The sequence below is a fragment of the Leisingera sp. NJS201 genome (genome assembly GCF_004535885.1).
GTDB lineage: Bacteria > Pseudomonadota > Alphaproteobacteria > Rhodobacterales > Rhodobacteraceae > Leisingera.
Map to the genome: position 1 here is coordinate 3,997,428 of NZ_CP038234.1, position 14,278 is coordinate 4,011,705.

General features: G+C 62.4%; 14 protein-coding genes. 8 read left to right on the forward strand and 6 right to left on the reverse strand.

All coding sequences use genetic code 11. The annotated features are described in order from the left end of the window. Positions 1 to 22: 22 nt before the first annotated feature. The gene (locus ETW23_RS19760) at positions 23 to 658 is read left to right on the forward strand and encodes a class I SAM-dependent methyltransferase (protein WP_129372565.1); all 636 of its coding nucleotides are present in this window, start codon (positions 23 to 25) and stop codon (positions 656 to 658) included. A 66-nt stretch (positions 659 to 724) separates the two neighbouring features. On the opposite strand, the gene ETW23_RS19765 is transcribed toward ETW23_RS19760, so the two are convergent. The 4 genes from ETW23_RS19765 to ETW23_RS19780 all read right to left on the reverse strand — a co-directional run bounded on the left by ETW23_RS19765 (position 725) and on the right by ETW23_RS19780 (position 5,282). After that, positions 725 to 1,510 carry a carnitinyl-CoA dehydratase gene (locus ETW23_RS19765; protein WP_129372566.1) on the reverse strand — a complete coding sequence of 262 codons (786 nt, stop codon included), beginning with the start codon at positions 1,508 to 1,510 and terminating at the stop codon, positions 725 to 727. 49 nt (positions 1,511 to 1,559) lie between these two features. Continuing rightward, positions 1,560 to 3,590 (reverse strand): acetate--CoA ligase family protein, encoded by a 2,031-nt coding sequence (locus tag ETW23_RS19770; protein WP_134831006.1) that lies wholly within the window; start codon positions 3,588 to 3,590, stop codon positions 1,560 to 1,562. 225 nt (positions 3,591 to 3,815) lie between these two features. Next, positions 3,816 to 4,115, reverse strand: a complete 300-nt coding sequence (locus ETW23_RS19775) for a SelT/SelW/SelH family protein (RefSeq protein WP_134831007.1) — start codon at positions 4,113 to 4,115, stop codon at positions 3,816 to 3,818. Positions 4,116 to 4,118: 3 nt separating this feature from the next. Beyond that, positions 4,119 to 5,282 (reverse strand): acyl-CoA dehydrogenase family protein, encoded by a 1,164-nt coding sequence (locus tag ETW23_RS19780; RefSeq protein WP_134831008.1) that lies wholly within the window; start codon positions 5,280 to 5,282, stop codon positions 4,119 to 4,121. A gap of 80 nt (positions 5,283 to 5,362) precedes the next feature. Here ETW23_RS19780 and ETW23_RS19785 point away from each other — a divergent pair, with 80 nt between their 5' ends. After that, positions 5,363 to 6,304 (forward strand): GlxA family transcriptional regulator, encoded by a 942-nt coding sequence (locus ETW23_RS19785; RefSeq protein WP_134831009.1) that lies wholly within the window; start codon positions 5,363 to 5,365, stop codon positions 6,302 to 6,304. Here ETW23_RS19785 and ETW23_RS19790 read toward each other — a convergent pair. Both ETW23_RS19790 and ETW23_RS19795 read right to left on the reverse strand, forming a co-directional pair. After that, positions 6,301 to 7,491 (reverse strand): hypothetical protein, encoded by a 1,191-nt coding sequence (locus ETW23_RS19790; RefSeq protein ID WP_205879920.1) that lies wholly within the window; start codon positions 7,489 to 7,491, stop codon positions 6,301 to 6,303. The genes ETW23_RS19785 and ETW23_RS19790 overlap by 4 nt on opposite strands. An 82-nt stretch (positions 7,492 to 7,573) precedes the next feature. Next, positions 7,574 to 7,996 carry a glyoxalase/bleomycin resistance/extradiol dioxygenase family protein gene (locus ETW23_RS19795; protein WP_129372571.1) on the reverse strand — a complete coding sequence of 141 codons (423 nt, stop codon included), beginning with the start codon at positions 7,994 to 7,996 and terminating at the stop codon, positions 7,574 to 7,576. 141 nt (positions 7,997 to 8,137) lie between these two features. Here ETW23_RS19795 and ade point away from each other — a divergent pair, with 141 nt between their 5' ends. The 6 genes from ade (at position 8,138) to ETW23_RS19825 (ending at position 14,273) form a co-directional block, all read left to right on the forward strand. Next, positions 8,138 to 9,940, forward strand: coding sequence for an adenine deaminase (gene ade, locus ETW23_RS19800; RefSeq protein ID WP_134831010.1), 1,803 nt, complete (start codon positions 8,138 to 8,140; stop codon positions 9,938 to 9,940). After that, on the forward strand, positions 9,937 to 11,403 hold the full coding sequence (locus tag ETW23_RS19805; protein WP_134831011.1) for an AMP nucleosidase: 1,467 nt from the start codon (positions 9,937 to 9,939) through the stop codon (positions 11,401 to 11,403). The genes ade and ETW23_RS19805 overlap by 4 nt, the downstream gene beginning before the upstream one ends. Before the next feature lie 139 nt (positions 11,404 to 11,542). After that, entirely contained in the window at positions 11,543 to 11,830 is a 288-nt protein-coding gene (locus tag ETW23_RS19810) for an HU family DNA-binding protein (protein WP_027256921.1), read from the forward strand. Positions 11,831 to 11,998: 168 nt separating this feature from the next. Next, the gene (locus ETW23_RS19815; protein ID WP_129372574.1) at positions 11,999 to 12,622 is read left to right on the forward strand and encodes a LysE family translocator; all 624 of its coding nucleotides are present in this window, start codon (positions 11,999 to 12,001) and stop codon (positions 12,620 to 12,622) included. A gap of 71 nt (positions 12,623 to 12,693) precedes the next feature. Then, positions 12,694 to 13,599 (forward strand): DMT family transporter, encoded by a 906-nt coding sequence (locus ETW23_RS19820; protein ID WP_134831012.1) that lies wholly within the window; start codon positions 12,694 to 12,696, stop codon positions 13,597 to 13,599. A gap of 110 nt (positions 13,600 to 13,709) precedes the next feature. Continuing rightward, positions 13,710 to 14,273, forward strand: coding sequence for a DUF4202 domain-containing protein (locus tag ETW23_RS19825; protein ID WP_134831013.1), 564 nt, complete (start codon positions 13,710 to 13,712; stop codon positions 14,271 to 14,273). Positions 14,274 to 14,278 lie beyond the last annotated feature (5 nt).

Genomic DNA, 14,278 nt, shown 5'->3' on the forward strand with positions numbered 1-14,278 from the left:
GATCAGCCTTTTCATGGCGCGCATGGACAAACAGAAACCGGGACTTTCAAACGCCTACGCCCTGCAGACACCTGCCGATTCCAAGCGGCTTTACAGGGACTGGGCCAGCACATACGACCAGGATTTCGCCGCCGGGCAGGGTTACCTCCTGCCCGGATTGACCGCCAAGGTTTTTGCCGCCGCCGGGGGAGCCGGCCCGGTGCTGGACGTCGGTGCCGGAACCGGTCTGTGCGGCCAAGCGTTGCGGGCGATTGGAATAGAACCTATCGACGCCACCGATATAAGCGCCGCGATGCTGGCCGAAGCCTTGCGCAAGGATGCCTACCGTGACGTGATCGAAGCCGATCTGCTGGAAGGCATCCCGGTGCCGCGCGGGTCCTACCGCGGCGTGGTCTCCTCCGGCACCTTCACCCATGGGCACCTCGGCCCGGAAGTCCTGCCCGCCCTGTTGCGGGTGGCCGCACCCGATGCCTGGTTTGCTCTGTCGGTGAATGCCAAGTTCTACGGTAAGGCGGGGTTTTCCGAAGCCTTCGGCCGGCTGCTGCGCGGGCAATGGATCAAAAATCTTACTCTGCCTGAACTGCCCATCTACGGACCTGGCGCGACGGGGGCGCACAAGGACGACACCGCCCTGATCGCGCGATTTCAAAAAGTATAGCGTCCCTTTACCACTTAGCTGTTGGACAGGCGGGGATCCAAACGCCGCACCTGGCGGCGCGCCGCGTCAGCGCCCCTTCCAGACCGGATCGCGCTTTTCGGCAAAGGCGCGGGCGCCTTCCAGGTTGTCCTCGGAACCATAGAGAACATCCACCGACTGCAGCTGCCGCTGCGTGATCCGGTTCATCGCGTCCTGGAATTTGGAATCTTCAGCGTCGCGCACGATCTCCTTGATTGCCGCATAGACCAGCGGCGGGCCGGAGGCGAGCAGCCGCGCCAGCTCCCAGGCCCGGTCCATCAGCTGGTCCGCCGCCACGATCTCGTTCACCAGGCCCCAGCGGTTGGCCTCTTCGGCATCGAACCAGCGCCCGGTCAGCAACAGCTCCATAGCGATGTGATAAGGGATGCGCTTGGGCAGCTTCACGCTGGCGGCATCGGCCACAGTGCCAGAGCGGATCTCCGGCAACGCAAAGGTGGCATGATCGGCAGCGATGATCACATCCGCTGACAGCGCCAGCTCCAGCCCGCCGCCACAGGCGATGCCATTCACGGCGGCAATCACCGGTTTGTTCATGTCGCGCAGCTCCTGCAGGCCACCAAAGCCGCCGACGCCATAATCGCCATCCACTGCATCGCCGTCAGCCGCGGCTTTCAGGTCCCAGCCTGGGCAGAAGAACTTTTCTCCACCGCCGGTCAGGATCGCCACCCGCAGCTCCGGATCATCGCGGAAACCGCGGAATACCTCCCCCATCACCCGGCTGGTCTGCAGGTCAATGGCATTGGCCTTGGGCCGGTCCAGCGTCACTTCCAGTATGGCGCCGTCGCGGCGGGTTTTCACAGGGCTGTCGGTCATATCAATTCCTCCTGGCACGGTAGTACCGCTTATGTTTCAGGCCGAAGCCTCAGTATTTCCGCCGCATCAGCGCATCTGCTGCAATGGCGTCAGCTGGCGTGCAGAGAAGCGGGTTGATCTCGATCTCTTCCAATCCCAGCGCGTTTTCCATCACATAGGCCTCGACTGCGCGGATGGCGCGCAGGATCGCCCCCCTGTCTGCTGACGGGGCACCTCGGTAGCCGTCCAGCAGTTTGGCGATGCGCAGAGCCTGGAGCGCGGCTTCTATGTCCGCATCCGATGCAGGCAGCAGGAAAGAAGCGCTGTCCGCCATCAGCTCAGTCAAAGTCCCGCCCGCTGCCAGTGTCATGACAAAGCCGTGTGCCGGATCCTTCACCACTCCGATCAGCAGCTCCGCTACAGCACCGGTGACCATCTCCTCCACCAGGAAATGCTCTGCAGGCATGTTGAAAGCGGCGTCGCTCACCTCCTGGCCCGAATTCAGGTTCAGCACTACCGCGCCAGCTTCCGTCTTGTGGGCCACGCCTTCGCCCTTCAGCACCACCGGGAAACCGACATCCACTGCCACCGCGCGGGCGTTGGTGGCCGAAGCCGCCCGTTTGGAGCGTGGAGTGCGCAGCCCATAGCTGGCAAGCTGCCACTTGGCCTCGGCCTCGGGCATCAGATCAGGCTCCACAACCGGGGTCGGCAGCAACAGCGGCACTGGCGCTTCCGGAAGCGGCAGGCTGGCTGCTTCGCAGGCAGCAATCGCTTCGCTGAGACCGCAGAAGGGCACCACGCCCGCATCCATCAGCCGGGCCGCCACATCCTCTGGCAGCAGTTCCGGCAGAGTGGCAACAAGACCGGTATTGGCCCCGGTCCGCTCGTGCGCGCCGATGGCGGCCTGTATCGCGCATTCCCAATCCGAGGCATCGCAGCGGTCATTGCGCGGGAAGTCGACGATCAGCATAGTCATCGCCAGCTGCGGATCCATCATTGCCGAGAATGCCTGTGTCATCGCCTCAGCATCCCGCCAGATATAAGTGTGGTAGTCGAGCGGGTTTGCCAGCGCCACCATCGGGCCCAGCGCCTCCCGCAAATCCGTCTTTTGGAGATCATTCAGGGGCGGGAACACGACATTGCGCGCATGGCAGGTGTCCGCGGCCAGGCTTGCCTCCCCTCCGGAGCAGCTGATCGTTGCAATGCGGTTCGAAGGCAGCCGCCCCGTCACATGCAGCAATTTCAGTGTCTCCAGGAAGGAGGGCAGGTCATTAAGACGCGGAATGCCTAGGCGTGAGAGCAAAGCCCCTGCACCCGCGTCACCGCCCGCAAGCGAGGCAGTATGAGAAACAGTCGCGGCCTGGGCCTCGGCGGATCTGCCGACCTTAAGGGCAACGATCGGCTTTCCCAATTCTCGTGCTCTGGCCGCCAATGCCTCAAACGCACGCAAATCGCCAAAACCTTCGATATGCAGGCCAAGTGCTGTGACACGGTCGTCTTCCAGCAGTGCTTCGCCGATGGCAGCAATGCCCGACTGTGCCTGGTTGCCGGCCGTCACCACATAGGCCACTGGCAGGCCGCGTTTCTGCATGGTCAGGTTGATGGCGATGTTGGAGCTTTGAGTGACCAGCGCCACGCCCCGTTCTGCCCGCGCCCCGCCATGCTGGTCCGGCCACAAGAGCGCACCGTCCAGATAATTGATGAAACCATAGCAGTTGGGGCCAAGGAAAGGCATATCTCCAGCCGCTTCCAGTAACTGCGCCTGCAAGTCTGCCCCTTCGGCGTCCTCAGCGGCGGCTTCCAAGAAGCCGGATGCAAAACAGACCGCACCGCCCGCGCCGCGCGCCGACAGCGCCCGCACCACATCAATGGTGATGAAACGGTTCACCCCGATAAAGGCCGCATCCGGCGCCTCCGGCAGGCTGTCCGCATCCTTGAAGGCAGGCAGACCCGCGACCTCGTCTGCCTTGGGGTGGACGGGCCAGATGGTGCCCTCAAACCCCATCTTCTGGCATTGCTCAATCACCAAGCGGCACCATGCGCCGCCGCCGATCACAGCAATGGTCTTGGGACGAAAGAGGCGGGAAAGGTCGCGTGTCATTTTCTAGCGGTTCCGCTGGTAGAGAGTTCGGGAGCCTCCGGCGGGGATATTTTCCGCAAGAGGAAGTTAGTTTTCGTTAACCAGAATCAAACCCAATAGCTGTGCGGTACAGGCGGGGACGCCAATGGCCGTGCAAGGGGAAGAGAGCCTCTCTCTTTACCGGGGCGGCTCTTGCGGGCCGCCCTTTTCCTCTTGCCCCCAATATCCCCGCCGGAGGCATCCGGCTTACCCGTCCGCGCTTCGGTCGAGATGGCCCAGATCCCTGCCGGGGTCAATCCGGTCGCGCACGCGGGTCTTCAGCTCTTTCACATCAGGAAAGCCGCCGTCCCGTTTGCGCTCCCAGATCAGCTCCTTTTCAACATGGATCTCAAAGATCCCGCCCATTTCTCCGGGAACCAGTGTCACCCCGCCCAAGGCGCCTTGGAAGGTCTGCAGCAGCTCCTGCGCCATCCAACCTGCCCGCAGCAGCCAGTTGCAGCCGGTACAGTAGGTAATGGTCAAAACAGGTTTCCCGGACCGGGTCATGGATCAGCCTCCGACAGCGCGCAGCATCTCGCGGCTGATGATGTGCCGTTGGATTTCACTGGTGCCTTCCCAGATACGTTCGACCCGCGCATCGCGCCAGATGCGTTCCAGCGGCAGCTCGTCCATCAGCCCCATGCCGCCGTGGATCTGGATCGCTTCATCCGCAACCATGGCCAGCATCTCGGTCGCTTTCAGCTTGGCCATCGACATGTCGCTCTCGGTGACGGTGCCCTGATCGAATTTCCAACCCGCTTCCCAGGTCAAGAGGTTCGCCGCTTTCATCTCCAGCGCCATATCCGCCAGTTTGAAGGAAATACCCTGGAACTTACCGATCTGCTGGCCGAACTGCTTGCGCTCCGCCGCGTATTCGACCGAATGCTGCAACGCGCGCTCAGCCCGGCCCAGACAAGTGGCAGCCACCTGCAGGCGGGTTGCGCCCAGCCATGTGTTGGCAACCTCGAACCCTTTGTCGACCTCCCCCAGAATGGCCGAGGACGGCAGGCGGCAGTCATCGAATTCCAAAACCGCGTTAGTGTAGCCGCGGTGGCTGACGTTGCCGTAACCATCCCGCACCTCAAATCCCGGCGTGCCCTTGTCAACAAAGAAGGCGGTGATCTTCTTCTTCGGCCCGCGCGGGGTTTCCTCAACCCCGGTTGCCATGAAGCAGATGGCAAAATCGGCGATATCCGCGTGGCTGATAAAGTGCTTGGTTCCGTTCAGGATCCAGTCATCACCGTCTTTGCGCGCGGTCGCCTTCATGCCGCGCAGGTCGGAACCCGCGTCCGGCTCGGTCATTGCCAGGCAATCCCATTTCTCACCTTTCATGCAGGGGAACAGGTACTTCTCTTTCTGCTCCTCGGTGCCCGCTAGCAGGATGTTCGAGGGGCGCGCGACGCCGGTCCAGTGCAGCGCATAGTTGGCGCGGCCCAGTTCCTTTTCGTACATCAGCCAGGTCAGCGTATCGAGGCCGGCGCCACCGACTTCCTCGGGCATGTTGGCGGCATAAAGCCCTGCTTCCACCGCCTTTTTCTGCACATCGCGGATCACGTCCATGTCCAAGTGGCCGGTGCGCTCAATCTCCGCTTCATGCGGATAGAGCTCCTTCTCCACAAAGGCGCGGGTGGTTTCGACGATCATCGACTGTTCTTCGGTCATCCCGAACTGCATGGCGGTCTTCCTTCGGCAAATCTGTTGCGGATCAGATTACGCTGCTTGCCTGCGCCCATCATGCAGGATTAGAAGATTTCATGCAAAGCTGGGTGAAACACGACGCTGCGGCGCAGCAACTGGATGTACTGCTGTTTGATGCGTTTTCAGCCCACTGCTTGGCGAACACGGTGGAGCCGCTGCGCGCTGCCAACACATTTGCCGGACGGCAGGTTTATGCCTGGCGGTTTCTGACACTGGATGGCCGACCCTCGGTGTCCTCCTCAGGCATGGAAGTGCGGGCGCATGGGAAGCTGGGTGATTGCAGCGGCGATCTGCTGATTGCAATGCCTTCTTACGACTTCTTGCGCCATGCAACTGTGGCAACCGCCCGGGCGCTGATATCAGCCGGCCGCCGCTACAAAGTGCTGGCCGGCTTTGACACCGGTGCCTGGCTGCTCGCCGCTGCCGGGCTGTTGGACGGCAAACATGCCACCATCCACTGGGAGGAGCTGAGCCGTTTCACCGAAGCTTTCCCCGATGTGCAGGCTGAACGTGCCCGGCAGGTCTGGGACGGCAACCGCGTCACCTGCACTGGCGCACTGGCGGCCTTTGACACCATGATGGAACTGATTGGGCAACAGCATGGTGCCGCGCTCCGGCTGGAGGTGGCCACGCTGTTCATGGCGCCCGAGGCGACCGAGACCCAGGACCCGATCCTGGTGCGCGGAAAATCGGTTGCCCGTGCGGTTGCGGTGATGCAGGCCAATCTGGAAACGCCCCTGCCGATCGCTGCCGTGGCAAGGAAAGCAGGCCGCAGCCAGAAAGATCTTGAGGCGCGGATGAAAGCAGAACTGGGGGCGACGCCGCAGGCGGTCTACCGGCGGCTGCGGCTGATCCAGGCCAGGAAGCTGGTGTTAGAGACTGTTCTGAGCGTTTCCGAGATCGCCCTGCGCTGCGGCTATGACGACCCGAGCGCGCTGACCCGGGCCTTCAAGGCAGAGTTCGGAACCACCCCGCGCAGCTTGCGCAGCAAAGGCTAGCCCCGCTTGGCCGCCATCCACTGGTTCAGCCGCCACAGCCCCCAGGCCAGCGGGATCGCGGCCAACCCGCCGATCACGTAGGCCAGCGGCTCATCCGCAAAGGATTCGAACATCTGCGTATAGCCATGGATCACGGCAAAGGTCAGCGCCGCATTGAACAGTCCGCGCTGATGCCGCTGTGCCGCCCAGAAAATCACCGCTGCCAGCACCATTGCCCACAGCACCGAATAGACATGCTCGGAAATGAATAGCGCGCTGTCGCGGAAAGCATCGCGGGCGGCGGCATAGGCCTCCCAGTCCTCGTAGCCATCGCTGTACCTGCCCGGCCCCCAGACGGTTTCGCCCACAACGTCACCCCATAGGGAGCCGACAAGCGCGCAGAGGTTCGCAACCACAAACCCCAGAATCCCCAGGATGCGCAGATGCCGGGCGTCGCGCTCCGCCAGCCGGGCTGCGCCCCAGACACAGAGCACAATCAGCAGCACCATCTGCAGGATCGTCAGCGTCGATTCCGGCGAATAGAACACATAGGCCGCATGAAAATAGCTGGTGCCGGTTTCCAGCATTTGGGCAAAAGGCGCAATCGCAAGCGCAGTCACAAAGCGCACGTCCACTTGCCAGCCGGCCAGGGCCAGCGCCGCGGTATAATACAGCAGTGCCAGGTTCCGCAGCGGCGAGCCGATGCCGTATTGCTGCAGCAGCAGTTCGATTCCTGCCAGATGCATTGCCAGTCCCATCAGCAGGATCGCCCCCAGCACAAAACCCGTGGACCAGGCCCCGTGCCGCCAGCGCCAGGTGCAGATCATCGCCACCAGCGCACCGGCAGGCAGCATCACCCAGCCGGCGATGTCCTCGTATTTGTCCACCAGCTCAATCCCGGCACCGCCCATCAGCATGCCCGCGCCGATCAGGGTGGCGGAGTTGCCGAACATCCGCAGCATCTCGCCGCCACGCGCCAGCACCGCAAGCCCGCCGACCAGCATCAGGATGCCGGTCACTGCCACCGCTAGTGGGTCGGCCAGCCAGAAGATGAACCCGGCGGTGGCTGCAATGATGCCGAAACACAGGATCGCATTCACCGCCAGCGACACCATCACTTCGCGTGAACGCGCCTCGATGGTGCGGGCCTGATCCGCAGTCAGCACTCCCTCCTCGACCAGCGCGGTTGTGTCGGTAATGGCGTGCATCAGCGGTCCCTCATGGCATCCAAAAGATACCGCCAGCATGGACCGGCGTTCTTTCAGTGGAAAGGGGAGGAATTCCCGCCGCTTACCCTTTCGTCCGGCTTGGAACCCAGGCGTAGCCGTTTTCACACAGGAGATAGGCCTCCCTCAGGCCATGCGGCTTGTCCGCGGGCGCCTGCAGAATGGTGAATCCCGCCGCCTCTGCCCGGTCGACAGCCTCATCCGGATCGGTATCATACAGGCGGATCTCAATCCCGGCCCCGCGCGGCGGGTTTTCCGGCAGCAGCCCCAGCAGCGGGTTTTCTGCATAGGTGCGATCACTGTGCAGCTGAAAGACCTGACCGCCATAGGTGACGATAGCAAAATCCTTGCTTACCTGATGGCCCCTCATATGAAAAACAGTCTCTAAAAAGGTTATTTCTGCCGGAACATCCCGCACCAGCAGATTGATCCCGATCCCGCGCAGGGAGCGGCCGAAGCTGTCCGCATCTATTGTTTCATAATCCATGAGCCCAGCTTTCCCCGGAAACCGCCCTACGGCAACGCCAAATGCGTCGGCCCTCGGCGCCTTTCCACCGCCCGCATGAAGCTTTGATGGCAAAGCCAGCAATCCGCTTGCCTTCCCGCGTGCAATCGGAACAATTGGAATATGTCAGAAAACATTTTTCCAAGCTGGCCCGACTCCGCCCCTCAATTGATCGACGTCGCAGCCGGCCGCGTGCCGGCGGATACAGTGATCCGGCAGGGTATCTGGGTCAATGTCCACACCCGCGAACAGCTGCCGGACCATGATATTGCGATCAAGGCCGGCCGCATTGCTTATGTCGGACCGGATGCCTCTTATTGCACCGGGCCTGAGACGCAGATCATAGAGGCGCATGGCCGCTACATGATCCCGGGCCTCTGCGACGCCCATATGCATATTGAATCCGGCATGCTGACCCCGGCGGAATTCGCCCGCGCGGTTATCCCGCATGGCACCACCTCGATGTTCACAGACCCGCATGAGATTGCCAATGTTCTGGGTCTGGACGGGGTGCGCTATATGCATGACGAGGCGCTGATGCAGCCCGTCAGCATCTTCACCCAAATGCCGAGCTGCGCGCCCTCGGCGCCCGGACTGGAGACCACAGGCTATGAAATCTCTGCCGAGGACGTGGCAGAGGCGATGAACTGGCCCGGCATCATCGGCCTGGGCGAGATGATGAATTTCCCCGGCGTTGCCAATGCCGATCCCAAGATGCTGGCTGAAATCGCCGCCACCCAGCGCGCGGGCAAGACCGTGGGCGGCCATTATGCCTCTCCCGATCTTGGCCCTGACTTCGCAGCCTATGTGGCAGGCGGTCCGGCGGATGACCACGAGGGCACCTGCGAGGCCGACGCCATTGCACGGGTCCGCCAGGGGATGCGGTCGATGATGCGGCTGGGCTCGGCCTGGTACGACGTCGAAAGCCAGATCACTGCGGTGACGGAAAAGGGGCTGGACCCGCGCAATTTCATCCTTTGCACCGACGACTGCCATTCCGGCACGCTGGTCAATGACGGCCATATGAACCGGGTTGTGCGCCACGCGATTGCCTGCGGCTGCGATCCGGTTATTGCCCTGCAGATGGCCACCATCAACACGGCCACCCATTTCGGACTGGAACGCGAGATCGGCTCGATCACCCCTGGCCGCCGGGCTGACGTGATCCTGACCTCCGACTTGCGGGAACTGCCTATCGAACTGGTTGTCGCACGCGGGCAAATCGTTGCGGAATCAGGCACTATCAAGGTCGAATGCCCGCACTACACCTGGCCCGCCAGCGCCCGCGGCACAGTGCATCTGGGTCACGAACTGACGGCGAAAGACTTTGAACTTACCGCGCCCGAGGGCGCCAATGCGGTCACCGCCAATGTGATCGGTGTTGTGGAAAACCAGGCCCCGACCAAGGCGCTGCAGGCAGAACTGCCGGTTGTGGACGGGCTGGTCGAGGGCGCGGGCGATGTCTGCCAGATCGCCCTGGTCGAACGCCACCGCGCCACCGGCGGCGTCACCAACGCCTTTGTCTCCGGCTTCGGCTACACCGGCAAAATGGCGATGGCCTCAACCGTGGCGCATGACAGCCACCACATGATCGTGGTCGGCACCGACCGCAATGAGATGGCGCTGGCAGCCAACCGCCTGGCCCAAGTGGGCGGCGGCATCACCCTTTACAAGAACGGCAAGGAACTGGCCCTGGTTGAACTGCCGATTGCCGGCCTGATGTCCGACAGCCCCGCAACCGAGGTAGCCGCCAAGGCGCAAGTCATGATGGAAGCGATGGAAGCCTGCGGCTGCAGCCTGAACAACGCCTATATGCAGCACTCGTTGCTGGCGCTGGTGGTGATCCCTGAGCTGAGAATTTCCGACCTTGGTCTAGTCGACGTGCGCACTTTTCAGAAAATTCCGGTAATCGAGCCTGCTCAATGATAACAACAAAACACCCCGGCCACCCGCCAACAGAAACCTTCAACGACGCAACCGAAGCGGTTGACCGGCTTGAGTTGCTTTACCGGCAGGCCACCGGCTTCATCTGCGAGGAATTCAGCCGTGCAATGGCTGACGGGGCGCCGGACAACCAGCGCATCCGCGCCTATTACCCGGAAATCCGGTTCTCCACCACGAGCTTTGCCCAGGTAGACAGCCGTCTCAGCTTTGGCCACGTGTCTGCCCCCGGCACCTATGCCACTACGGTGACGCGGCCGGACCTGTTCCGCAATTACCTGATCCAGCAGATCACCCTGCTCATTCGCAACCACGGTCAGCCAGTGACCATCGATGTCTCTGACACTCCGATCCCGGTGCATTTTGCAGTCGCCTCACGCCCCGATTTGACGGTGCCGCAGGACGGTGCAGCCGGGTTCACCCTGCGCGACGTATTTGACGTGCCGGATCTGTCGACCACCAATGACGATATCGTCAACGGCACCTATCAGCCGCCTAATGGCACCGGACCGCTGGCGCTGTTCACCGCACAGCGCATCGACTACTCGCTGGCCCGGCTCAGCCATTACACTGCCACCAGCGCCGAGCATTTCCAGAACCACGTGCTGTTCACCAATTACCAATTTTATGTCGCCGAATTTGAAGCCTACGCCCGCTCCCAGCTGGCGGATCCGGACTCCGGATACACCAGCTTTGTCAGCACCGGCGACCACGAGATCACCGATCCCTCAGCTGTGATACCGGCGATAGGCAAGCTGCCGCAGATGCCCACCTATCACCTGAAGCGCGCAGACGGAGGCGGCATCACCTTGGTCAACATCGGTGTCGGCCCGTCCAATGCCAAAACCGCCACCGATCATATCGCGGTGCTGCGCCCGCATGCCTGGCTGATGGTCGGCCATTGCGCAGGCCTGCGGAACACTCAGGCAATGGGAGACTTTGTGCTGGCGCATGGATACTTGCGCGAAGACCACGTGCTGGATGATGATCTGCCGGTTTGGACACCGATCCCGGCGCTGGCGGAAATCCAGGTCGCACTCGAAGAGGCCGTGGCCGAGATCACTGAATACGAGGGTTTTGACCTTAAACGGATCATGCGCACCGGCACCGTCGCCACCATCGACAACCGCAACTGGGAATTGCGCGACCAATCCGGCCCGGTGCAGCGGCTGTCCCAATCCCGCGCTGTTGCGCTGGACATGGAAAGCGCCACCATCGCCGCCAATGGCTACCGCTTCCGGGTGCCTTATGGCACGCTTCTATGCGTCTCCGACAAACCGCTGCATGGGGAGCTGAAGCTGCCGGGCATGGCCTCGGACTTTTACCGGACACAGGTTGCACGGCATCTGCAAATCGGCATAAGAGCAATGGAGCGGCTGCGGGGAATGCCTCTGGAGCGGCTGCACAGCCGGAAGTTGCGCTCGTTCGATGAAACGGCCTTCCTCTAAGGTTGAATTTTGCAGTTTTCCTAGAAAAAGTACCTATTTTCACCTGCTCGGTGCGCACAAGAAGTTGTGTTATCATACAACATAACGATAATATCCGGCGATGAGGCCCTAGAGTTCGGGCAGTTTAAGGAGACGAAGAATGTCCAAACCGATGACCAAAACCCAGCTTGTTGCCGCTCTGGCCGACGAAATGGGCAGCGACAAAAAAGTCGCAGGTTCCGCTCTGGAAGCGGTCTGCTCGCTGATCACCCGCGAAGTGTCGGGCGGCGGTGCCGTGACCCTGCCGGGCGTCGGCAAGATCTATTGCCGCGAGCGCCCCGAGCGCGAAGTGCGCAACCCGGCCACCGGCGAGAAGTTCACAAAAGAAGCCGACAAGGTTGTGAAAATGACCATCGCAAAGGCGTTGAAAGACAGCGTGAACGGCTGATACCGGCGACAAACCGGACGGTTTCAGGGCTGCCCGCATGGGCGGCCCTTTTCTTTTGCCCGGATGTTGTCCGGCTGCGGAAAAGCTTCGCCCGCGGCCGCAGCGATGTTGCTTGCCTATAGCCCCCGTCAAGCGCACCCTGCTGTCACGCCGAGGGAGGACTGCTGCATGACTGACGTGAATCTTATCCTGATCCTTGGGGCCGCGCTCTTGGCCGGTGCCAGCCCCGGCCCCGCGACGCTGACCATCGCCGGCACCGCCATGCAGCGCGGCCGCACCGCCGGGCTGGCCGTTGCCGCCGGCGTCAGCAGCGGTTCGCTGATCTGGTCCGTTTCCGCAGCTTTTGGCCTCGGCGCAGTGATGCTGGCCAATGCCTGGATTTTTGAGGGCGTTCGCTATTTCGGTGCAGGCTACCTGATGTATCTCGCGCTGCGCTCGGCCCGTTCCGCGCTGCGCCCCGGAAACCCGGAACTCAAGGTTTCTGCAGCGGGGTCCTTGCGTGCAGCTTATGCAAAGGGGCTGGCCCTGCATCTGACCAATCCCAAGGCGGTGCTGTTCTTTGGGTCGCTTTACGCCATCGGCATCCCGCCCGGCACCGAGCCATCAGCGCTGCTGACGGTGATCGCCGCCATCGCCGTGCAAAGTACGCTGATCTTCCACGGCTACGCCATTCTGTTCTCCAGCACCACTGCCAGCCGGGTCTACATCCGCCTGCGCCGCGGATTTGAGGCCCTTTTTGCCGCCGCCTTTGGCGCCGCCAGCTGGCAGATCCTAATGGCCAAGCTCAGCTGATCCCGGTTCAGCCCAGCCTGATCTCCACTATCAATTGCCCGAAGGTCCGCCCCGGGAGAAAGGTACTCACAATGGATGCGCGCGCTATAGCCATGGGGCTGGCCTTTGCCTTGATGTGGTCCTCTGCTTTCACCTCCGCCCGGATCATCGTCCAAGACGCCTCGCCGCTGTTTTCCCTTGCGGTGCGGTTCCTGATCTCCGGCCTGATCGGTGTCGCCATCGCCCGCGCCATGGGCCAGACATGGCGGCTGACGCCGGGCCAGTGGCGCGCCACGGTGATCTTCGGCATCTGCCAGAATGCGCTGTACCTCGGCTTGAATTTCGTCGCCATGCAATGGATCGAGGCCTCGCTGGCCGCGATCATCGCCTCCACCATGCCCTTGCTGGTCGCGCTGGCGGGCTGGGCGCTGTTCGGCGAACGGCTGCGCCCCCTGGGCTATGCCGGACTGGCGGCAGGCGTCCTCGGCGTGGCATTGATCATGGGCACGCGGCTTGGCGCTGGCGTCGACCTGTTCGGAGTGTTCCTGTGCGTGATCGGCGTGCTGGCGCTGACCACTGCAACGCTGGCATTGCGCGGCGCCACCTCAGGCGGCAATTTCATGATGGTGGTAGGGCTGCAGATGCTGATCGGCTCTGCCATCCTGTTTATAGCAGCCCCGCTGACCGAGGAAATCTTCGTCCGCCCCACCCTGCGGCTGGCGCTGGCCTTTACCTATACCACGGTGGTGCCGGGGCTGATGGCCACCCTCATCTGGGTTATGCTGCTGAACCGCATCGGCGCAGTGCGGGCTGCCACCTTCCACTTCCTCAACCCGGTGTTCGGCGTGGCCGTCGCCGGCGTGCTGCTGGGTGAAAAACTGGGGCCGCTCGATGTGCTGGGGGTGGTCATTGTCACCGGCGGAATTCTCGCCGTCCAACTTGCCCGCAAGCCTGCGCAGCCGCCAGCGGCGCTCTCCCGCACGGCAAAACCGGGCTGACGCCCGTTCCCGCCCGTTGGGTCCGGCACGCTTGACGGCGTGCGGACCGTTGCAACCTTGCGCGCTTCCGCTTTATTCTGATCCTCAAAGACCCAACAGGAGGACGCGGCATGAGCGCGCAATTGACCCAGGTGCTTGCCGCCATCGACGCCGCCAACGCCCAGGACCCTAACCATGAGGACGGCCAGCCTGCCGCACTGCTTTATGGCCAGCGTATGAGCGAACAGCAGATGCGCCTGTTCCCCGATGCCTCTGAGGCGCTGCAAATCGCCGCCCGCGGCCAGCATGTGGAACGCTGGAAGCTGCAGCGCAGCAGCTACCCTGAAGGCCGCGCCGGCTATCTCGCCTGGCGCAAAGCCGAAGCCGAACACCACGCCCAGGTGGTCTCTGCCCTGATGCAGGAGGCAGGCTATGGCGCAGACGATGCAAACACCGCCGCAAGGATGCTGCGCAAGGAGGGCATCAAGCGCGACGATCAGGTGCAGGCTCTGGAGGACATCATCTGTTTTGTCTTCCTGAAGTGGTATTTTACCCCCTTTGCCGCTAAACATCCGGCGGACAAGGTCCAGCGCATTGTCAAAAAAACCGCCCGCAAGATGTCGCCTGAGGCCCGTGCCCGGGTGCTGACAGAGTTCGACCTGCCCGAAGATCTGGCCGGCGCCTTCACAGCCTGACCAAA